This window comes from Blautia sp. MSK17_66 (assembly GCF_020538025.1).
Classification (GTDB): Bacteria; Bacillota; Clostridia; order Lachnospirales; family Lachnospiraceae; genus Blautia_A.
In genome coordinates this window covers 36942-58662 of record NZ_JAJBNQ010000001.1, presented here as the reverse complement: position 1 = coordinate 58662, position 21721 = coordinate 36942, and the positions used below count along the sequence as shown (strand labels likewise).

Below are 21721 nucleotides of genomic sequence, written 5' to 3'. Positions count from 1 at the left end.
GGAAAACAGTTATGAAACAGCAAAAATTGGTTGAAAAGATGACAATAGAAGAAAAGGCAGCGATACTCAGTGGAAAAACTGTCTGGCAGACCAGAGAAATTGACAGGCTTTCCATCCCGTCCATCTTTCTTTCAGATGGACCGCATGGAATCAGAAAACAGGCAGGAGCAGGAGACCATCTGGGACTGAATGCATCCTTGAATGCAACTTGTTTTCCCACAGCAGCGACGATAGCAAACAGCTGGAATCAGGATCTGGGGGAAGAGATCGGACAGGCTCTTGGAGAAGAAGCAGCAAGTATGGATGTAAATATCCTGCTTGGTCCGGGATTAAATATTAAAAGAAGCCCATTATGTGGAAGAAATTTTGAATATTTTTCAGAAGATCCATATCTTTCCGGGAAGATGGCAGCGTCATATATTCGTGGAATACAGAGTAAAGGCGTTTATGCCTGCCCGAAGCATCTGGCGGTTAACAGTCAGGAACTTAGGAGAATGGCAATGGACGCAGTTGTTGACGAACGGACATTAAGAGAAATATACCTGACCGGTTTTGAGATAGCTGTTAAAGAAGGACACGCAAAAGCAATCATGAGCAGTTACAACCAGATTAATGGGATTTATGCTAATGAGGACAAACATCTTTTGACAGACATCTTGCGCAAAGACTGGGGATTTGATGGAATTGTAGTAACAGACTGGGGCGGAAGCAATGACCATGTGAAAGGTGTTGCTGCCGGCTCAAATCTGGAGATGCCGTCCTGTGGGTATGATTCTGCAAGAGAAGTGATTGCTGCTGTCCGAAATGGAAAGCTGAAGGAAGCGGATTTGGATGAAAGAGTTGGAGAACTGGTGGATGCAGTGCTGGAACTGACATCAGGGAAGAAGCTTTCAGATAAAAACTTTGACAAAAACGCACATCATCAACTGGCAAGGAAAGCAGCAGCAGAAAGCATGATTCTTCTGAAAAATGAAAAACAGATTCTTCCGCTGGATACAAAAAAATCCATCGCTGTTATTGGAGATTTTGCTTTTTCACCCAGATATCAGGGGGCAGGATCTTCTATGGTCAATCCAACAAAAGTAGAAGATATGTCATCAATTTTGCAACAATATGATCTGAATATTCTGGGAATGACAAGAGGCTATCAGAGAAATGGAGATGTAGATGAGAATGATAGAAAGTTTGCATTAAATTTATCTATGAACGCGGATATTGTGATTTTCTGCTTTGGTCTTGATGAGATCAGTGAATCAGAAGGACTGGACAGAACCCATATGCGTATTCCGCAGGATCAGATAGATCTTTTGCAGGATATCAGCAAAGTGAATGAAAATATTATTGGAATACTGAGTGCAGGATCTGCGATAGAAATGCCATGGTACACCTGCTGCAAAGCGATTTTGCATGGCTATCTGAATGGACAGGCAGGTGCTTCTGCAACATTGGATATTCTGACCGGAAAAGTGAATCCATCAGGAAGACTGGCAGAAACATATCCCATATCTTATGAACAGACACCGGCATTCCGATATTATCCAAGTAATGAGAAAACATCGGAATACCGCGAGAGTGTTTATGTGGGATATCGCTATTATGATACTTCAAAAGTCCGGGTGCAATATCCATTTGGCTTTGGGCTTTCCTATACGGAATTTACATATTCTGATCTTATCATAGAAGAGGATGGAATCAAAGTTTCGGTTACCAATACAGGTGACAGAGACGGAGCTGAGGTTGTTCAGATGTATGTAGGACTTCCTAATGCAATCGTGTTCCGACCGGAAAAAGAACTGAAAGGTTTTGCAAAAGTTTATCTAAAGGCAGGAGAAAGCAGACAGCTCAGGATTTCGTTTGATGATAAGACATTCCGTTATTGGAATATAAAAACGGGACAGTGGGAAATAGAAACAGGAACTTATCAGATTATGGTAGGAGCCAGTGTTGCAGATATTCGTTTAACAGGTATGACTGAGAGAACAGGAAATAGTAAAGGATATCCGTATAATCCGGCAAAAATGCCTTACTATTATACAGGAATCGTGCAGAAAATATCAGATGAGGAATTTCGTGAACTTCTTGGCCATGAGATACCGGACAGAAGATGGAGTGGAAATCTGGAAATCAATGATGCAATTTGTCAGATGTATTATGCAAAAAGCCGACTTGCGAGACTGATATATAGATGTCTCACAAAAATGAAAAAGAAGAGTGAGGCACAGGGAAAGCCGGATCTGAATATTCTTTTTATTTACAACATGCCATTTAGAGGTATTGCCAAGATGACCGGCGGGGCAGTCAGTATGGAAATGGTATATGGAATTGTCGATGCTGTGAATGGACACTTTATGCGTGGAGTAAAAAAAGTAATTGGCGGATATTTCAGAAACAGAAGAAATAATAAGAAATATGAAAAATTATTAAAAGGAGCCGGAGGGAAGTGCAGATGAATCATATAAAAAATATATGGAAATGTTTTGAAGAGAAACATTCTGCTATTGCAAAATGGCTTTATCAGATATTCTATTTTGTTATATTCAGTATGGGCGTGACAGTATTCCAGTATCTTGTATTTACATTTTTACCAGGGATTTTGGGAATTGGTCTGGCTGGTACAGAATTTATGTGGCCAAAGGTTTCCATAAATCTGTTTGGAGTAAAATTTACATGGAGTTTGCTGGGGTATAATGTATTGCGTGATGCAACGGGAAATATACTGATCGGTGGTGGACTTGGCTATTTTATCAGTTATGAATTGGGGTCATTTCTTGCACAGTGTATCAATTTTCCGCTTCAGAGAAATATTACTTTTAAAAGCCATGGAAATCCTGTATATCAGGCAATCTGGTATTTTGTTGCATGGGTGGTAATTTCACTGATTTGTAATGGATTTAATAATCTATGGATGCCAGTTGCAGCTGCATATGTGGCACCGGCAGTCTATAACATGCTTGTGACAATTATCACAGGTGGAGTTTCCATGGTGATTTTTTTCTTTGTGTTTAAAATTATTTTCCCAGAGGGGAAGGCTGAATAGAAGAAATTAGCAAGTATGCCTGAAATCTAATAATAAAAGAGATGAGGAGTAGTAAGAAAATCAGACAAATATATTTTTCCAAGAATTTGTCGTAAAAATGTGGTCAAACCAAGAAAATCGAGTGCGAAAGAGAATGTTACGCCATGCACAGCTCGGGAAAGAGTTCCCTCGCTGTAGGGCTGTCGCCCTATAAAATAGCAAAAAAAGATGCCTTTGCAAGTAAACTAGCAGGGCGTCTTTTTTCACCATTTTGCATGGCTTGTAGCGTTCACAAATTCTTCACAAAAAATTAGCACTCACCTCTTGACAGTGCTAATAATAAGTGTTATATTACAACTAGAACAAAGGAAGAGGGATATGAGATAAAAAGATTGAAAGAAAATCTTCTGAATATCCTTCATACCAACCGAGTTCAGAACTTAAAACTTATTTCAAGATAGATCATAAAAGAAAAGGGAGAGATGACTTATGTTAATGCCTAGTATTTTTGGAGAAAACTTATTTGATGATTTCTTTACACCGTTCTATTACGATGATAAAGATGAGAAGAAAGCAGAGAAGAAGCTGTACGGACACAGAGCACAGAATCTTCTGAAGACCGATATTAAAGAAACCAAGGAAGGTTATGAACTTGTAATTGATGTTCCTGGATTCAAGAAAGATGAAGTTAAGGTAGCACTGAAAGATGGTTATCTGACAGTCAGTGCAGCTAAAGGCCTTGATGAGGAAGAGGATGACAAGAAGACAGGACGTTACATCAGACGTGAACGTTACGCAGGAGCCTGCGAGAGAAGCTTCTATGTAGGTGAAGATGTTACACAGGAAGACATCAAGGGCGAGTATAAACACGGTATCCTGAAACTGTTTGTTCCGAAGAAAGAAGCAAAACCGGTTTCCAACGATCCGAAATATATCACCATTGAATGATTGAGAAGTTGATTCATTTCCGTCAGGTAATGTATGATCGTTAAAGACTCGTGATACTGCCCGGAGACTTCGGGCGGTATCCTTAAAATAGATTAGTAAGTAACAGTCGAAAGACTTAAAAATAGATTTGTTTGTCATGAAAAGGAGCGATGACTTATGTTGATGCCTAGTATTTTTGGAGAAAACTTATTTGATGATGACTGGATGGACTTCCCGTTTAAAGATGAGTTCTGGGGCAAGAAGAATCCGCTTTATGGTAAACATGCGCAGAACATGATGAAAACGGATATCCGTGAAACTGATGGCAGTTATGAACTGGATGTGGATCTTCCGGGATTTAAGAAAGACGAGATCAAGGTTCAGCTGAAGGATGGTTATCTGACACTGTCAGCAGCCAAAGGTCTTGATAAAGATGAACAGGATAAGAAGGGCAACTACATCAGACGTGAACGTTATGCTGGTACTTTAAGTAGAAGTTTCTATGTTGGTGATGCAGTCAGTGAAGAAGATATCCATGCGAAATATGAAGACGGTATTCTGAAACTTTCTGTTCCGAAGAAAGCACCGAAAGCCGTTGAAGAAAAAGATGGTTACATCGCAATCGAAGGTTAACTTCCATTGCTTATTCTCCCCCCATATATAGCCGGGATCCGAAAGGATCCCGGCCTTTTTTACATGAGAAATAAATTATTCTGTTGTATTGCGGCGAATTAATATAGGTGTAATCTGTTTATGGATGGGTTCACCCAATGGTTTGGGAACACGCTTTTTCTGTTCCTCCATCTGCTGGACCAGAAGATCCATGGCAGTTTTTGCAATCACATCGATCTGCTGTCCGATGGTTGTGATCGGAAGGATTGCCTCGCTGGCAATCGGAGAATTGTCAAATCCAACAATCTCGTAAGTGGAAGGAAATGTCCCGTATTTTTGGAAAATTAAATTAAGAAACATATTAGCATAGGTATCGTTCGCAAGAAAGATACCTTTTTTTTGATCGGGGTATTTTGATTCTATCTTATTGAAAATCTCTCGGATTACATCTAAAAGCTCATGATAAGAATCACCTTTTACACTCAAATCTATATCATATGGCACATGATATTCTTCACAAGTTGCCTGAAAGGCCCGGATTCGGTCATAAGCCGGGGCGGATTTATTCACATTGACATTTATGTGAATTAATATATCACATTTATCTCGAATCAACAGAGAAGTAGCCTGAAGTGCTCCCATATAGTTGTCAGTATTGACGCTGCTGATATGCTCTGCTTCGCGTTCAATTGCGATGACAGGAATCTGGTAGGAAGCGAGTTTCTCAGATGGAAGAGTGTGACTTAAAACAATCAGTCCTTCAATCTGATAAGACAGAAGTTCTTCAATATACTGTTGTTCTTCTTCTGCGCCATGTTCGCTGACGAAAACAAGAAACTTATAATGATAATCACGGTAGCTGGAAAGGAGTTGTGTCAGCATCTCAGAATAATAGTGCAGGTAAAGATTCGGAACAATGATTCCAATAAATTCACTTTTTCCATTTGCCAGAACTTTTGCCAGCTTATTCTTTTTATATCCAAGTGTGTCAAGAGCCTGTGAAATCTTTTCCTGGTTTTCTAATGTAAGAGAATCAGGATGATTGAAGTATCTTGATATTGTAGTTTTTGAAAAATTGGTGTATTCCGCAATATCTGCAAAAGTTACCTGTTTCTTTTTACTCATAAAAGTTGAATCTCCTTCAATATGATGGCTGACGGTTAATAATATTTTTCAGTATAGCAATTTTGATGGAAAAACGCAACGATAAAATAACTGATTACGTAACCGGTTCTCATAAAATCAATGGAATGGAGGAAGAAGTGCATGAAAAGAATGCAAAATCAAGCAAAGTCCGTAAGCAAGCGAACGTGGAGAGAGAAGATGACTTATGTGAAGAAAAACTGGCAGTTATATCTTTTTTTCCTGGTGCCAGGACTTTTACTGACAATTATTTTTAAGTATCTCCCGATGGGAGGTCTTCTGATTGCTTTTGAAGATTACAATGTAATAAAAGGAGTTCTTGGTAGTCCCTGGGTAGGGCTTGAGTATTTCAGACGATTCTTATCTTCACCAGATTTCATGAACTATCTGATGAATACGTTGAAATTGAGTATCTATGGATTACTGTGGGGATTTCCGGTTCCAATCATTCTTGCATTGCTTCTGAATCGCATTCGTAAGACCGGAATTAAGAAGAAAGTGCAGCTTTTGATCTATATGCCAAACTTTATTTCAGTCATCGTGCTTTGTGGTATGGTTCGTATGCTTTTATCTCCTGTAGGCCCACTGAATAAAGTATTAGGAATCAGTACAAACTGGATGACAATGCCTTCTGCATTCCGGACAATTTACATTGCAAGTGGAATCTGGCAGACCGCAGGATGGGCATCTATCATGTACACAGCAGCACTGGCGAATGCCAGCAAGGAGCTGGAAGAAGCAGCCATCATGGATGGAGCGAATCTTCTGCAGCAGATCTGGTATGTAGAATTGCCGGCAATTAAGAATATCATTGTAATTCAGTTTATTTTGCAGGCTGGAAATATCATGAGTATTGGTTTCGAAAAAGCTTATGCTTTACAGACAGATATGAACCTTCCGGCATCAGAAATCCTGTCTACATATGTATACCGTATTGGACTTCTGAATGGAGACTATGGATATTCGACAGCAGTAGGTCTTTTCAATTCAGTTGTAAATGTTATCTTGCTGATCTTTGTGAACTGGGTTGTTAAGAAACTGAATGATGGAGAAGGATTATAGAAAAGAGGGAGAAGAGATGGAGAAAAAAAAGAGAAAATATTCAAGGACAGACAAAGTAATCCTTGGAATCGGATTTACTATTCTTGGTTTATTCGTCCTTTCTATAGCGATACCGATTATTTATGTAGTACTCGCATCCTTTATGGATCCTACTGTTTTGAATAACCAGGGATTGAGTTTTAACACTAAGGACTGGACATTAGACGCATATCGAAGAGTATTAGAGAACGAAATGATCTGGCGTGGATTTTTGAATTCCTTCCTGTATTCACTTGCATTTGCAGTAATTTCTGTTTTTGTGACATTACTGGCTGCGTATCCACTGTCAAAGAAGGAATTTGTAGGAAGAGACTTTTTCAATGTTATTTTCCTGATCACAATGTTCTTTGGTGGTGGAATGATTCCTACATTTATCCTGATCAATCAGCTGCACATGGTTAATACAGTGTGGGCAATCCTGATTCCAGGAGCATTTAATGTATGGAATATGATTCTTGCCAGAACTTATTATCAGTCAATCCCGACAGAATTAAGAGAAGCATCTGCGATTGACGGTGCAAATGAGATCCAGCATTTCTTTAAAATCATGCTTCCGGTATGTAAGCCAATCATCGCAGTACTGGCACTCTGGTCTTTTGTTGGAATGTGGAACAGTTATTTCGATGCAATGATTTATCTGAATGATGCAAATCTTCAGCCATTACAGCTGGTACTCCGTTCCATCCTGGTACAGAATACACCACAGCCTGGAATGATCGCTGATATTCAGAGTACAGCAGAAATGGCAAAAGTAGCAGAACAGCTGAAATATGCAACGATCGTAGTATCAAGTTTACCACTGTTAGTAATGTACCCATTCTTCCAGAAATACTTTGATGAAGGAATTATGGTCGGATCGGTAAAAGGCTAATAAGAAAGGAACGATACAGATATGAAGAAAAGAAAAGTAAATGCATTGCTTGCAATTGTACTGTCCCTGACGATGATGGTGGGAGTTGCAGGATGTGGAAAAAAGCAGCAGCTTGAGGCTGAAATTGATCCGGGTACACCTGTATCAGAGGTGCAGTTTCCATTAAAGGAAACTGCAGAGCTTTCCTTTATTACAAATGCACCGGCTACATCAACACAGGACCCGAATGAACGAGTAATTTTTCAGCGAATGGAAGAGCAGACCAATGTTCATATTGACTGGACTTGTTTTGTATCGGATCAGTTCTCTGATAAGAAGAATCTGGCGCTTGCACAATTTGGAAATTTGCCAGATGGATTATTCAATGCTGGAATGAGCGATTATGATCTGCTGCGTTATGCAAAACAGGGAATCATCATTCCACTGGAAAATCTGATAGATAAATATATGCCGAATTTACAGGCAGTGTTTGAAAAATATCCAGAATACAGGACAATGTGTACAGCACCGGATGGACATATTTATTCCTTCCCATGGATTGAACAGCTTGGTTCTGGAAAAGAAGCCATTCAGGCAATCGGAGACATTCCGTATATTAATAAAAAATGGCTGGATTATCTAGGACTTGAGATCCCGACAACAACAGATGAACTGGAACAGGTATTGATTCAATTCCGTGATCATGCAGAAGAGCTTGAAAAAGAATTTTCAATTGAAGGTGCTGTGATTCCAATGTCATTTATCATCAATAATGGTGACCAGGATCCGGCAATTCTGCTCAATGGATTTGGAGAAGGCTATGGAGATACAGGAGATCATTTCGCTGTAACGGATGAAGGAAAAGTTATTTATACAACCGTTCAGGAAGGATACAAAGAAGGAATTGAGTGGTTACATAAACTTGTAACAGAGGATCTGGTTGACCCGGAAGCATTTACACAAGAGTGGTCTACTTATGTCGCCAAAGGAAAGAATCACCGCTATGGTCTCTGCTTTACATGGGATATCGCCAATATTGATAATAATGAAGATTATGTTATGCTGCCGGCTCTGACAGGACCAGATGGTATGCGGAATATTACAAGACAGAACAACAGTGAAACAAGTGGATATGATCGTGGAAGATGTGTTCTTACATCCAGCTGCCGTAACACAGCACTTGCTGCTGCATGGATCGATCAGATGTATGCACCACTTCAGTCACCACAGAATAACTGGGGAACTTATGGAGAGAAGGATTCCTTTAACATTTTTGAACTGTCTACAAATAAAGAGGGTGGAGAAATGCTGAAACATATGGATCTGGGGGATCAGTCTCCGGTAGAAGTACGTGAAGCACAATCTGTAAATGGTCCTCTTGCAGTTCTGAATGAATATTATGACGTCTATGTAACACAGCCAGAGGATGCAAAATGGCGTCTGGACAATATGCATGAAACTTATTTACAGGATATGAACAGTAAATATGTTTATCCAAACGTATTCATGAGCATTGATGACACCAATAAAGTATCTCAGTATGATACAGATATCAAAAAATATGCAGAACAGAAGAAAGCAGACTGGATCCTGAATGGCGGAATTGAAAAAGAGTGGGATTCTTATCTGAAGAAAATGGAACAGTATGGACTTTCTGATTATATTTCAATTAAACAGAAATACTTTGATGAGTATCAGAAGTCGTTGAGTGAAGAAAAATAACGATACAAACAACAGGAGAATTTGCATGAGTGAGATGTTAGAAAAGGCTAGAAAATATGAAGTTGAACAGGGGCTGCAGATAAAAGCAGAGGATCGACCGGCTTTTCATGTGAGTCCATATGTTGGATGGATGAATGATCCAAATGGTTTTTCCTGTTATCAGGGAGAGTATCATTTGTTTTATCAGTATAATCCATATGATACACACTGGAACAGTATGCACTGGGGACATGTGGTAAGTAAAGATCTGCTCCACTGGGAATATCTTCCGGCAGCTCTGGCACCGGATGAAGATTATGATAAGATAGGATGTTTTTCAGGAAGTGCAATAGAACTGGACGACGGCAGACAGCTGCTGATTTATACTGCTGTAGATCAGGAGACGCTTGAAGATGGAACGGCAAGGGATATTCAGACACAGGCAGTGGCTGTTGGAGATGGAAAAAATTATAAGAAATATGAAAAGAATCCGGTTCTGACAGCCAAAGATCTGCCAGAAGGTGCAAGTAAAGTGGATTTTCGGGATCCAAAGATCTGGAAAGAAAAAGATGGCTACTTCTATTGTGTGATCGGAAGCCGTCCGGCAGATGGAAGTGGACAGATTCTTCTTTATAAAAGTGCAGATGGATTTGAATGGGAATTTGTCAGTGTACTGGCAGAAAATAAAAAACGTTATGGAAAGATGTGGGAGTGTCCGGACTTTTTTGAATTAGATGGAAAACATGTTCTTCTGACAAGTCCACAGGACATGTTGCCGGAAGGACTGGAGTTCCATAATGGAAATGGGACCTTATGTATCATCGGAGAGATGGATCCGGAGACACATACCTTAAAAGAAGAGACAGTACAAAGCGTCGATTATGGAATGGATTATTATGCAATGCAGACTTTGCTTGCACCGGATGGCCGTAGAATTATGATTGCCTGGATGCAGAACTGGGATACGACTGCCCATCGTTGTAATGACTCAAAATGGTTTGCGCAAATGAGTCTGCCGAGAGAAGTGTCTGTGAAAAACGGAAGACTTTATCAGACTCCGATCAAAGAACTCGATGCAATGCGTAAAGACAGAGTTGAGTACAACGATGTAGTAATAGATAATGATGCGATCACATTAGACAAAATCGAAGGACGAACTATAGATATGCAACTTGTGATACGTCCGGAAGATAAAGAAAATGTGTATAAGAAATTTGTATTACGTTTTGCACAAAATGAGAAGTTTTATACAGAATTAAGTTTCCGCCCGGATGAGTCTGTCCTGAAAATTGACAGAAAATTTTCAGGAACCGAACGAGCATTAGTTCATCAGAGAAGGTGTCTGGTAAATGGCGATGCCAATGAATTAAAGCTTCGTGTGATCTTGGATAGATTCAGTGCTGAAATATTTATTAATGACGGTGAGCAGGTTATGTCTGCTGTTATATTTACAGAACAAGAGGCAAAAGGAATTTCATTCTTTGCTGAAGGTGCAGCTAAAATCGATATAGTGAAATATAATTTGGTTTAGGACAAAAATTATATTGAAATTGAAGATGACATTCTGAAACTTTCTGTTCCGAAGAAAGCACCGAAAGTCGTTGAAGAAAAAGATGGTTATATCGCAATTGAAGGTTAACTTCCATTGCTTATTTTCCCCATATATATAGCCGGGATCCTTTCGGATCCCGGCCTTTTTGTGTGAAGAATTATGACTGGGCCAGTTCTCTGTCTTTGCCGATAAAGAAAAGGGCAATTGTATCAGGACCAACATGACTTCCGGTGCAGAAGTCGTAAGATGTGTTGATAAAATCACGTACGTTGATTTTTTCTCTTATTTTATCCATGATATAAAGAGAATCTTCGTAAGCGTCGGCATGTGCAATACCGATGATCTGTTCTTCAGGTTTTATAATATTATCACAAACCAGATTGATCAGAGTATTCAGGGCTGCTTTACGTCCACGGACATTTTTATAAGTTACAATATAGCCATCTTTGTTTCCTCTGAGAATAGGCTTGATTTTGAGAACATTTCCGATAGTGGCTATACTTCCCTTGATACGTCCGGTGCGGGAAAGGTATTTAAGATCTCCGACAGTAAAGACACCATTCATCTTGCCGACAAGGGGTTCTATAGAATCGGCGACTTCATCGACGGACATGCCTTTGTCACGCATGATACTTGCATAGATGGCAAGAAGTCCCTGAGCAAGAGATGCGTTGAGAGAATCTATCAGTCGTATTTTGCGGCCGGTTGTGTTCTGGCTTAATAATTCCTCAGCCGCTAATCTTGCAGAATTGAAATTTCCACTGATATTTTTGCTTAAGGACAAATACAGGACATCCTGATCAGCATCGAAGGCTTTCTGGAATTTTTCTTCAAAGGTCGCAGTGCTTATCAGACCTGTCTTGATCTCACAGCCTTTGCGCATGGCATCATAATATTCTTTGCCTTTTTCGCGTTCTTCTTCAGGTGAAAGATCAGGGTTGTAGCAGGTAACTTCTTTTCCGGAAATCAGATTCACAAAAGAAATTACATGAATATTATATTTTTTAGCGGTCACAGCCGGAAGATTGGCTGCGGAGTCAACAAAAATCTGAAACATGGTATATTTGATCCTTTCTGTGATATTCTATCTGAAACTGATACCAATGCCTACAGCACCGGGATCGGTATGGACGCTGACACTGGCAGAAATCGTTTTTTCTTCGGCTTTTTTAATAATGATCGTCTCCTAAAATATTAATTGATAACCGTGAAATGTTTGATTGTAAATAAAATGCTTTATAATAATGTGACAAATTGTAACACCAAATTTAAAATATTTCAATAGCTTATGCTGACCAGAATCACGTATCAAATCTTTACGTGCGTTCGACTTGAATTTATGCTAAAATAAGAGAATAAATAAGAATCAGGAGCAATAAGAAATGAACCAGAAAGATTTTAAAAACAAAAGTGAGATGCAGATATTCCTGTCATATTTTAAACCACACAGGAAGCTGTTTTTGCTGGATATGGTATGTGCTCTGGCAATAGCAGTAATAGATCTGGCATTTCCGTTTATTTCCAGGTGGTGTATGTACAAGCTGCTGCCGGATAATGCGTGGAGGACATTCTGGACGGTAATGGTCGTTGTGTTCTGTGCGTATATCCTGCGGTCAGTTTTTACCTATCTTATTACTTACTGGGGACATACGTTTGGTGTGCGGGTGGAGACGGATTTCCGGCATGATCTGTTTCAGCACATTCAGGAACTGAGTTATGCATATTTTGACAATGCCCGTGTGGGGCAGCTGATGAGTCAGCTCACATCGGAGCTTTTTGACATTACGGAATTTGCACATCACGCACCGGAGGATATTTTTATATCGACAGTGACGATCATTGGTGCGCTGATCATTATGTTTACGATTCAGTGGAAACTGGCACTGGTGATCGCAGTGACGATTCCGATTTTTTTGCTGGTTGTGTGGAAATGTCGTTTCTCTATGCAGAATGCTTCGCGTAATGTCAAAAAAGAGATGGCATCTATCAATACAGATTTTGAATCCGGACTTTCCGGACTTCGTACAGCGAAGGCTTTTGCAAACGAGGAAAAGGAACTTAATAAATTCGACTCCGCGAATCTGAGTTATCGTGATTCCAAGGCGGATTTTTACAGGGCAATGGCACTTTTTAATTCGGTGATGGAATTTTTTATGTGCATTCTTTCTGTGATCGTGATTGCAGTTGGCGGTGCACTGATCATGTCAGAGCAGCTGAATATCATTGATCTGATCACATTCAGCCTGTATGTTTCTACATTTGTGAATCCGGTAAGGAAGCTTTCGACAACGGTGGAACTGATTGCAAACGGAACGGCCAGTCTTCACAGATTTGTGCAGCTGATGCGTACAGAACCGGCTTTGAAGGATGATCCGGATGCAGATGAGCTTCAGAATGTGGAGGGAAGAATTGATATTGAACATGTCGGGTTTGCCTATGAAGGAGATCAGGATGTGCTTCAGGATGTTTCTCTTCATATTAAACCAGGTGAAACGATTGCTTTTGTCGGCTCATCAGGCGGAGGAAAGACAACACTCAGTCAGCTGATCCCGAGATTCTATGATGTTACAGAGGGCAGTATTTCAATTGATGGTATGGATGTAAGGAAAGCAACGCAGGAATCTCTGCACAGAAACATTGGTGTTGTGCAGCAGGAGGTATTTCTTTTTGCGGACAGTATTGCAGAAAATATCCGATATGGAAAGCTGGATGCAACGATGGATGAGATCATCAGAGCCGCAAAGATGGCAGAAATCTACGATGACATCATGGAGATGCCAAAAGGGTTTGATACGAATGTCGGAGAGAGAGGAGCACTCCTTTCCGGAGGGCAGAAACAGAGGATTTCAATTGCACGTATTTTTCTCAAAAATCCGCCGGTGCTTATTCTTGATGAGGCAACCTCAGCACTTGACAGTGTGACAGAGGCAAAGATTCAGGAAACCTTCGAAAAGCTTGCGGTCGGAAGGACAACGATCATTATTGCTCACAGACTTTCTACAGTAAAAAATGCGGATAAGATTGTGGTGATCGAGCAGGGTCAGATCGTGGAAAAAGGAACACATGAGGAGCTGATGAGGGAGGCTGGTATCTATGCTTCTCTGGTCCATACACAGGAGTTAAAAGAATAAACAATATATATAAATACAAAAATATAAAAAATTTTAAAAATCTGCTTGCATTTTCTGGAAAATATGATATTATAGTAAATGCATTACAGATGCGGGTGTAGTTCAATGGTAGAACACCAGCCTTCCAAGCTGGATACGTGGGTTCGATTCCCATCACCCGCTTTTTTGCTACAATAAAATACTCCCTGACGATTCAGAACCTTATTTTTCATAAAAGGAACTGAAATGCCAGGGAGTTTTTTGGTTAAAAATGGAATTAGAAAAATTATCCTTCAATCACTTCTTTAATTGCATTGTAGAGTTCGTCATATGTATCATATGCCGGGATTTCCGGATATTCGGATTTGATGGCATCTGTGCTCTTGAACAGGAATCCTGCCTTGCTTGCCTGGATCATGCCGAGGTCGTTGTGGCTGTCACCGCTGGCGATGGTGTCATATCCGATAGACTGCAGAGCTTTGACGGTTGTGTATTTGGATTTTTCGCAGCGCATCTTGAAATCGGTGATTTCACCGTTATCTGCGACAACAAGGGAATTGCAGAAGATTGTCGGATAGCCGAGTTTCTTCATCAGAGGACCTGCAAACTGAGAGAAGGTATCACTGATGATGATTACCTGTGTTAATTCTCTGAGTTTGTCGAGGAATTCTTTTGCACCCGGAAGCGGATCAATCCTGGAAATTGTTTCCTGAATTTCTTTCAGTCCAAGATTGTGCTCTTTCAAAATGTTGAGACGGTATTTCATTAATTTATCGTAATCCGGCTCATCTCTTGTTGTTCTCTTCAGTTCCGGAATACCGGTTTCTTCTGCGAATGCAATCCAGATTTCAGGTACCAGTACGCCTTCAAGGTCTAAACAAACAATTTCCATAATAATCCTCCGTTCTGAAACGACTTTAGTATTGTAATACGTTGACGCGTTTCTCTAAGTGTGTATTCAGGTATTATTATAACGGAAAGATCTCAAAACTTCTATATTAAATTTAGCGAAATGATAAAATAAAAAAACAGTCAGAATCACTATTGTATCTGAAAGTAAATCGGTGGTATGATAAACAGAAAATATCAGGCAATGAGTTATCCTCATTGCATCAGAGAAAGTTGGTAATTTGAAATGAAACAGGAAAATTATATAAAAGGAATGACGATGATCATTTTGTCAGCGTTTTTCTTTGCATGTATGAATGTAAGTGTGCGTCTGGCAGGGGATCTTCCATCTGTACAGAAGAGTTTTTTCCGTAATCTGGTGGCTGCTGTTTTTGCGGCAGCGATTCTGACCAGAAATCATATTGTACCAAGGGTGCAGAAGCAGTATCTGGGAATACTTTTTCTTCGATGTGCGTTTGGTACACTTGGAATACTCTGTAACTTTTATGCGATCGATCATTTGCTGGTAGCGGATGCCTCCATTCTGAATAAACTGTCTCCGTTTTTTGCCATCATTTTTTCGTTTCTGATCTTGAAGGAAAAAATCACACCGGTGCAGGGAGCCTGTGTATTCCTGGCATTTATCGGATGTCTGTTTGTTGTAAAACCAGGATTCCAGGATGCGGCACTGATCCCGGCACTTATTGGTGTCTGTGGAGGACTTGGAGCAGGAATTGCCTATACAATGGTGCGGGTACTTGGAACACATGGAATTAAGGGGCCTGTTATTGTGTTTTATTTTTCTGTGTTTTCCTGTCTGTTTGTACTGCCATATATGATTTTTCATTATGTGTCGATGACCTGGACCCAGATCGGAACGCTTCTGATGGCAGGTGCTTTTGCGGCAGGCGGACAATTTACGATCACGGCAGCGTATACATATGCGCCGGCAGGCAAGATATCGATCTTTGATTATTCGCAGATTATATTTGCAACACTTCTTGGATTTTTCCTTTTTGGAGAGATTCCGGATAAATACAGTTTCATAGGATACGGACTAATCATTCTGGCATCACTTGGAATGTTCCTTTATAACATGAAAGCAGCAGAGAAAAATTGATTCTCTGCTGCTTTTGCGTTATATGATCCTTGTGCAAAAGAATTATTGTTTTTCGCTGCGTAATTTCTCAATAAATCGCTGAAGATGTGACATTGCCAGTTTAAGATTCTCCAGAGAGTAAGCATACGAGATACGGATAAATCCTTCGCCGCATTTGCCGAAGGCAGAACCTGGAATGACAGCGACATGCTCTTCACGAAGGAGTCGTTCTGCGAATTCATCAGAAGTCAGGCCGAATTCTTTGATTGACGGAAAAACATAGAAGGCACCGAATGGCTCGAAGCATTCCAGACCCATTTCTTTGAAAGCATGCATCAGATAGCGGCGTCGTCCGTTGTAGGCTTCACGCATTTCCTGAACAGCTGTCTCACCGTTTCGAAGAGCCTCAATCGCTGCATACTGACTTGTAGTCGGTGCGGACATGATACCAAACTGATGGAGTTTAGTCATCTGTTTGATGAGCTCGGCAGGTCCGCAGGCATAACCAAGACGCCATCCTGTCATGGCGAAGGTCTTGGAAAATCCGTTCAGAAGAAGCGTACGCTCCTGCATTCCGGGAAGACTTGCGATGGATACATGTGGTTCATCATAGTAGGTAAGCTCTGCATAAATCTCGTCAGATACTACAATAAGATCATTTTCGATTATAACCTGAGCAATTTCTTCGAGATCCCTGCGCGACATGATGGAGCCGGTGGGATTGTTTGGAAATGGCAAGACAAGGATCTTGGTGCGCTCCGTGATTGCAGCACGCAGGTCATCAGCGGTCAGACGGAATTCATTCTCGGCTTTGAGATCGATGAATTTTGGTACGCCGTCTGCCATAATTGCACAAGGTTCATAGGCAACGAAAGATGGCTGAGGAATCAGAACCTCATCACCAGGCTCGAGCATGGCACGCATGGAAAGGTCAATCGCCTCGCTGCCGCCTACAGTTACAAGAATCTCTGTTTTTGGATCATAGGAAACATGATATTTATTCTGTACATATTTGCTGATCTCCTGGCGGAGTTCCAGAAGACCTGCGTTTGAAGTGTAATAGGTACGGCCCTTTTCCAGGCTGTAGATTCCCTCATCGCGGATATGCCAGGGAGTATTAAAATCCGGTTCACCGACGCCGAGAGAGATAACGTCATCCATTTCGCTTACGATGTCAAAAAATTTCCTTATTCCAGATGGCTGGATGGCTGCCACCTTGTCTGCGATAAGTTTTCTCAAGGTGTCACCAGCATCCTTTCGTCTTTGATTTTCTGATCAAAGATTGTACCATGATCTTTGTATTTCTTCAGAATGAAGTGAGTAGCGGTACTTAAGACAGAGTCCAGGGTGGAAAGTTTGTCCGTTACAAACTGGGAAACTTCTTTGAGAGTTTTGCCTTCCAGAATGACCATAAGGTCATAGCCGCCGGAGATCAGGTATACGGAACGGACTTCCGGATACTTGTAAATACGCTCGGCGATGGAATCAAATCCCTGACCGCGCTGTGGTGTTACGCGTACTTCAATCAAAGCAGTGACCATTTCGGAACTGGTCTTGTCCCAGTCAATCATGGTATGGTAGCCGCAGATAATCTTTTCCTCTTCCATTTTGCGGATCTCGTTTTCGACAACATCGGGTTCTGTACCAAGCAGAATGGCAATTTCTCTGGGATCCATTTTGCTGTTTTTTTCAAGATAGCTTAATATTTGTTTTCTCAAGATTATATCCTCCAAATTTAAGTCAGTAATCTGTGCCGGAGTGTTTCCGGAGATTAGTTCTATCATACCACGTTTGATAAAATTTTTACAGTAAAAACAAAAGGATATGCAAAATGATAAAAGTGGATTAAAACAGTAAAGTATATATTCTAAAATGATTGATTTCCATAAAAAGGATGATATAATAAGAGAAGCGTAACTGTTTACATAGTGAACGGTAACAGAGAAAAAGTCAGGAAATGATAAAGCTCAGGGAGGCAGAAGCAGAATGCAGATTACAAATGATATTTTATATGTAGGCGTAAATGACCACAAAGTAGATTTGTTCGAGGGTCAGTATGTTGTACCAAATGGAATGGCATACAACTCTTATGTGATCCGAGATGAGAAGACCGCAGTTATGGATACAGTAGATGCAGGATTTACGAAGGAGTGGCTGGACAATATCGCAGCAGTTCTCGGTGATGCGAAGCCGGATTATCTGGTAGTTCAGCATATGGAACCAGATCATGCGGCAAATATTGAGAACTTTATGAAGGTATATCCGGAGACAACAATTGTTGCAAACACCAAGACTTTTGGAATGATGAAGAATTTCTTCAGAGATATGGATCTTGAGGGAAGAACCCTGGAAGTTGGAAATGGTGAGTCTCTGACGCTTGGTAAACATGTTCTTACTTTTGTATTTGCACCGATGGTACACTGGCCGGAGGTTATGGTGACTTATGACAGTACAGACAAGGTACTGTTCTCCGCTGACGGATTTGGTAAATTCGGAGCTCTTGATGTAGAAGAGGACTGGGACTGCGAGGCTCGTCGTTATTATATCGGTATTGTTGGAAAATATGGACCGCAGGTACAGAAACTTCTCAAAGCAGCAGCAACTCTGGATATCCAGATTATCTGCCCTCTGCATGGACCGGTTCTGACTGAGAACCTGGGACATTATCTGGAGAAATATGATATCTGGTCCTCTTATAAAGTTGAGAGCGAGGGCGTTGTGATCGCATACTCATCTGTATATGGAAATACAAAGAAAGCAGTTGAAGTTCTGGCACAGAAGCTGGAAGAAAAGGGATGCCCGAAGGTTACAGTATTTGATCTTGCAAGAGATGATATGGCAGAGGCAGTAGCAGATGCCTTCCGTTATGGAAAGCTGGTTCTTGCATCCGTTACCTACAATGCAGATATTTTCCCGTTTATGAAGTTTTATATTGACCATCTGACCGAGAGAAATTATCAGAACCGTACAATCGGTCTGATCGAGAATGGAAGCTGGGCACCGAATGCAGCAAAGGTTATGGCTTCTAAATTTGAGAAGAGCAAAAATATCACATGGCTTGATACAACTGTAAAGATCATGTCTTCTTTAAGTGACGAAAATATTGAAGAACTGGATAAGATGGCAGAAGAACTCTGTAAATAAAATTATATAACAGCAACAGCCCCTGCGAGGATGGAGTCGCAGGGGCTGTTGCTGTCTGGAACGAAACGTTGCTGTGAACAGTTACAACGAAACTACAATATTTTGACTTTTTACAGAATAACTATTGACAAATATTCTCAATTATCATAGGGTTAGTTCATACGTACTGAGAAAAAATATCAATAGACACAAGAAGAAAGAAGGAAGCAGATTATGACATCATTAAGAGAACTGCCCATCGGAAAAACTGCAACAATTCGTTCCGTTGGCGGTGAAGGAGCATTAAGGCAGCACTTCCTGGATATGGGTCTGATTCCAAAGGGAGATGTGACCATGGTGAAATATGCACCGATGGGAGACCCGATGGAGCTTCGTATCCATAGTTATGAACTGACACTGCGCCTTGCAGACGCCGAAAAGATAGAGATAGAGAATATTCGGGATGAAGTGAAGCCGTATGAGGGGAAGGCTGTGCACAAGAAAGATATTACCAAAGCGATTCCTCATCCGGGCCTGGGCGAGGGCGGTAAATATCATGAAAAGGAAAATGAACATCCATTGCCGGACAGTGAACTGCTTACATTTGCTCTTGCAGGCAATCAGAACTGCGGTAAGACAACATTGTTTAACCAGCTTACAGGTTCAAGTCAGCATGTGGGAAATTTTCCGGGGGTTACTGTAGACCGAAAAGACGGGATGATCAGAGGAAGAAACAATACACTTGTTACAGATCTTCCCGGAATCTATTCGATGTCACCGTATTCCAGTGAGGAGATCGTGACGAGGAATTTTGTTCTGGATGAACATCCGAAGGGAATTATTAATATTGTAGATGCTACAAATATAGAGAGAAACCTTTATCTGACCATGCAGCTGATGGAACTTGATATTCCGATGGTGCTTGCACTGAATATGATGGATGAGGTGAGAGAGAATGGAGGTTCCATTCTTGTCAACCGCATGGAGAAAATGCTGGGAATACCGGTTGTACCGATTTCAGCGGCCAAGAATGAAGGAATTGACGAACTGGTAGCCCATGCACTCCATGTTGCAAAATATCAGGAGAAGCCACAGAATATAGATTTCTGTGATGCGAATGAAGATGGTGGTGCAGTCCACAGATGCCTCCATGCAATCATGCATCTGATCGAAGACCATGCCCAGGCAGCAGAGATTCCGGTTCGCTTTGCGGCAGCGAAGCTGGCAGAGGGAGATCAGCTGATCATGGACAGTCTGAAGCTTGATCAGAATGAAAAGGAAATGTTGGAACATATTATTCAGCAGATGGAAAAAGAGCGAGGACTTGACAGAGCAGCGGCAATTGCCCACATGCGTTTTGATTTCATTGAAAGAGTCTGTGATGAAACTGTCGTGAAACCAAAAGAAAGTAAGGAACATCTTCGCAGTGTAAAGATTGACAGGATCCTCACGGGAAAATATACAGCAATTCCATGTTTTGTCGGAATCATGGGACTTGTATTTTTCCTTACTTTCAGTGTGATCGGTGCATTTTTCCAAAATCTGCTGGAGATGGGAATCACGGCACTTGGAAATTTTGTTGACAACTGGATGACATCGGCCGGGGTGAATGATGTACTGCATTCACTGGTGATCGACGGTGTGTTTAATGGTGTGGGAAGCGTGCTGAGTTTTCTGCCGGTCATCGTAACATTGTTTTTCTTCCTTTCTTTGCTGGAGGACAGTGGATATATGGCGCGAGTTGCATTTGTGATGGACAAACTGCTTCGTAAGATTGGGCTTTCCGGCAGAAGTATTGTACCGATGCTGGTAGGCTTTGGCTGTACTGTACCAGGTGTTATGGCAAGCCGTACACTTCCGTCAGAGAGAGACCGTAAGATGACAATTATGCTGACACCGTTTATGAGCTGTTCTGCGAAGCTCCCTATTTACGCATTTTTTGCAGCTGCATTTTTCCCTGGTCATGGCGCCATCGTGATGATCGCCTTATATTTTGGTGGAATCATAATGGGAATTCTGATGGCACTTCTGATGAGAAAAACTTTATTCAGCGGCGAGGCAGTTCCTTTTGTCATGGAGCTTCCAAACTACCGTATGCCGGGAGCAAAGAATGTAGGTCATCTGCTCTGGGATAAGGCAAAGGATTTCCTGCAGAGGGCATTTACAGTTATTTTTATGGCTACACTTGTTATCTGGTTTTTGCAGACCTTCAACACACATCTGAGTATTGTGACAGATTCGAAAGACAGCATTCTTGCTATGCTGGCAAGTGTTGTGGCACCGATATTCAAGCCGATGGGATTTGGTGACTGGAGGATTTCAACAGCACTGATTACAGGATTTATGGCAAAGGAAAGTGTCGTTTCCACCTTGTCTATTCTGTTTGGAAATACAGCAGTACTGCTAGATAGCATTACACCACTTTCGGCAGCGAGTCTTCTGGCTTTTTGTCTGCTATATACACCGTGTGTGGCAGCTATTGCTTCTATCAAGAGAGAACTTGGCAGTAAATGGGCGGCAGGTGTTGTGATCGGACAATGCGTGATCGCATGGCTGGCAGCATTGGTGGTTTATCTTGTGGGAGGATTGATTTTCTAAC

Annotated in this window: 16 protein-coding genes, 1 tRNA gene and 1 pseudogene; 13 read left to right on the top strand and 5 right to left on the bottom strand. The window is 41.1% G+C overall.

The window, feature by feature from the left end; translation table 11 throughout:
- Positions 1–11 precede the first annotated feature (11 nt).
- The 4 genes from LIR34_RS00255 to LIR34_RS00240 all read left to right on the top strand — a co-directional run bounded on the left by LIR34_RS00255 (position 12) and on the right by LIR34_RS00240 (position 4576).
- Positions 12–2450, top strand: coding sequence for a glycoside hydrolase family 3 C-terminal domain-containing protein (locus LIR34_RS00255; RefSeq protein WP_173901618.1), 2439 nt, complete (start codon positions 12–14; stop codon positions 2448–2450).
- Positions 2447–3037: a hypothetical protein gene (locus LIR34_RS00250; protein ID WP_173901619.1), complete on the top strand. Its 591-nt coding sequence runs from the start codon at positions 2447–2449 to the stop codon at positions 3035–3037. The genes LIR34_RS00255 and LIR34_RS00250 overlap by 4 nt, the downstream gene beginning before the upstream one ends.
- 468 nt (positions 3038–3505) lie before the next feature.
- The gene (locus LIR34_RS00245) at positions 3506–3964 is read left to right on the top strand and encodes an Hsp20/alpha crystallin family protein (RefSeq protein ID WP_015541701.1); all 459 of its coding nucleotides are present in this window, start codon (positions 3506–3508) and stop codon (positions 3962–3964) included.
- Between the two features lie 156 nt (positions 3965–4120).
- Positions 4121–4576, top strand: a complete 456-nt coding sequence (locus LIR34_RS00240) for an Hsp20/alpha crystallin family protein (RefSeq protein ID WP_118750212.1) — start codon at positions 4121–4123, stop codon at positions 4574–4576.
- Between the two features lie 75 nt (positions 4577–4651).
- Here the strand turns inward: LIR34_RS00240 and LIR34_RS00235 are convergent, their stop codons facing one another.
- Positions 4652–5680: a LacI family DNA-binding transcriptional regulator gene (locus tag LIR34_RS00235; protein ID WP_161285626.1), complete on the bottom strand. Its 1029-nt coding sequence runs from the start codon at positions 5678–5680 to the stop codon at positions 4652–4654.
- A 141-nt stretch (positions 5681–5821) separates the two neighbouring features.
- Here LIR34_RS00235 and LIR34_RS00230 point away from each other — a divergent pair, with 141 nt between their 5' ends.
- Genes LIR34_RS00230 through LIR34_RS00215 form a run of 4 tightly spaced genes read left to right on the top strand, consistent with a single transcriptional unit; the run spans position 5822 to position 10881 of the window.
- Complete coding sequence (locus LIR34_RS00230) at positions 5822–6760, top strand: ABC transporter permease (RefSeq protein WP_161285625.1); 939 nt, start codon at positions 5822–5824, stop codon at positions 6758–6760.
- Between the two features lie 16 nt (positions 6761–6776).
- The gene (locus LIR34_RS00225) at positions 6777–7670 is read left to right on the top strand and encodes a carbohydrate ABC transporter permease (protein WP_118697337.1); all 894 of its coding nucleotides are present in this window, start codon (positions 6777–6779) and stop codon (positions 7668–7670) included.
- A 21-nt stretch (positions 7671–7691) separates the two neighbouring features.
- On the top strand, positions 7692–9371 hold the full coding sequence (locus LIR34_RS00220; RefSeq protein ID WP_161285624.1) for an ABC transporter substrate-binding protein: 1680 nt from the start codon (positions 7692–7694) through the stop codon (positions 9369–9371).
- 25 nt (positions 9372–9396) lie between these two features.
- Positions 9397–10881 carry a glycoside hydrolase family 32 protein gene (locus tag LIR34_RS00215; RefSeq protein ID WP_173901620.1) on the top strand — a complete coding sequence of 495 codons (1485 nt, stop codon included), beginning with the start codon at positions 9397–9399 and terminating at the stop codon, positions 10879–10881.
- 178 nt (positions 10882–11059) lie between these two features.
- Here LIR34_RS00215 and LIR34_RS00210 read toward each other — a convergent pair whose 3' ends face one another.
- The gene (locus LIR34_RS00210) at positions 11060–11959 is read right to left on the bottom strand and encodes a DegV family protein (protein WP_161285622.1); all 900 of its coding nucleotides are present in this window, start codon (positions 11957–11959) and stop codon (positions 11060–11062) included.
- A gap of 325 nt (positions 11960–12284) precedes the next feature.
- Between LIR34_RS00210 and LIR34_RS00205 the strand changes: the two genes are divergently transcribed.
- Both LIR34_RS00205 and LIR34_RS00200 read left to right on the top strand, forming a co-directional pair.
- Positions 12285–14033 (top strand): ABC transporter ATP-binding protein, encoded by a 1749-nt coding sequence (locus LIR34_RS00205; RefSeq protein ID WP_173901621.1) that lies wholly within the window; start codon positions 12285–12287, stop codon positions 14031–14033.
- Positions 14034–14124: 91 nt separating this feature from the next.
- Positions 14125–14195, top strand: a tRNA-Gly gene (locus tag LIR34_RS00200).
- 103 nt (positions 14196–14298) lie between these two features.
- On the opposite strand, the gene thrH is transcribed toward LIR34_RS00200, so the two are convergent.
- Positions 14299–14904 carry a bifunctional phosphoserine phosphatase/homoserine phosphotransferase ThrH gene (gene thrH, locus LIR34_RS00195; RefSeq protein WP_173901622.1) on the bottom strand — a complete coding sequence of 202 codons (606 nt, stop codon included), beginning with the start codon at positions 14902–14904 and terminating at the stop codon, positions 14299–14301.
- Between the two features lie 243 nt (positions 14905–15147).
- Between thrH and LIR34_RS00190 the strand changes: the two genes are divergently transcribed.
- On the top strand, positions 15148–16020 hold the full coding sequence (locus LIR34_RS00190; protein WP_161285619.1) for a DMT family transporter: 873 nt from the start codon (positions 15148–15150) through the stop codon (positions 16018–16020).
- Between the two features lie 42 nt (positions 16021–16062).
- Here the strand turns inward: LIR34_RS00190 and LIR34_RS00185 are convergent, their stop codons facing one another.
- Positions 16063–17238, bottom strand: coding sequence for an aminotransferase class I/II-fold pyridoxal phosphate-dependent enzyme (locus tag LIR34_RS00185; RefSeq protein ID WP_161285618.1), 1176 nt, complete (start codon positions 17236–17238; stop codon positions 16063–16065).
- Positions 17235–17717, bottom strand: coding sequence for an Lrp/AsnC family transcriptional regulator (locus LIR34_RS00180; protein WP_227240237.1), 483 nt, complete (start codon positions 17715–17717; stop codon positions 17235–17237). The genes LIR34_RS00185 and LIR34_RS00180 overlap by 4 nt, the downstream gene beginning before the upstream one ends.
- Positions 17718–17985: 268 nt before the next feature.
- On the opposite strand from LIR34_RS00180, the pseudogene LIR34_RS00175 reads away from it, so the two are divergent.
- Together LIR34_RS00175 and feoB are read left to right on the top strand one after the other, a co-directional pair.
- A pseudogene (locus LIR34_RS00175) lies at positions 17986–19140 on the top strand (FprA family A-type flavoprotein); the annotation flags it as partial.
- A gap of 216 nt (positions 19141–19356) precedes the next feature.
- Positions 19357–21720 (top strand): ferrous iron transport protein B, encoded by a 2364-nt coding sequence (gene feoB / locus LIR34_RS00170; RefSeq protein WP_161285616.1) that lies wholly within the window; start codon positions 19357–19359, stop codon positions 21718–21720.
- The last annotated feature ends 1 nt before the right edge of the window (position 21721 follow it).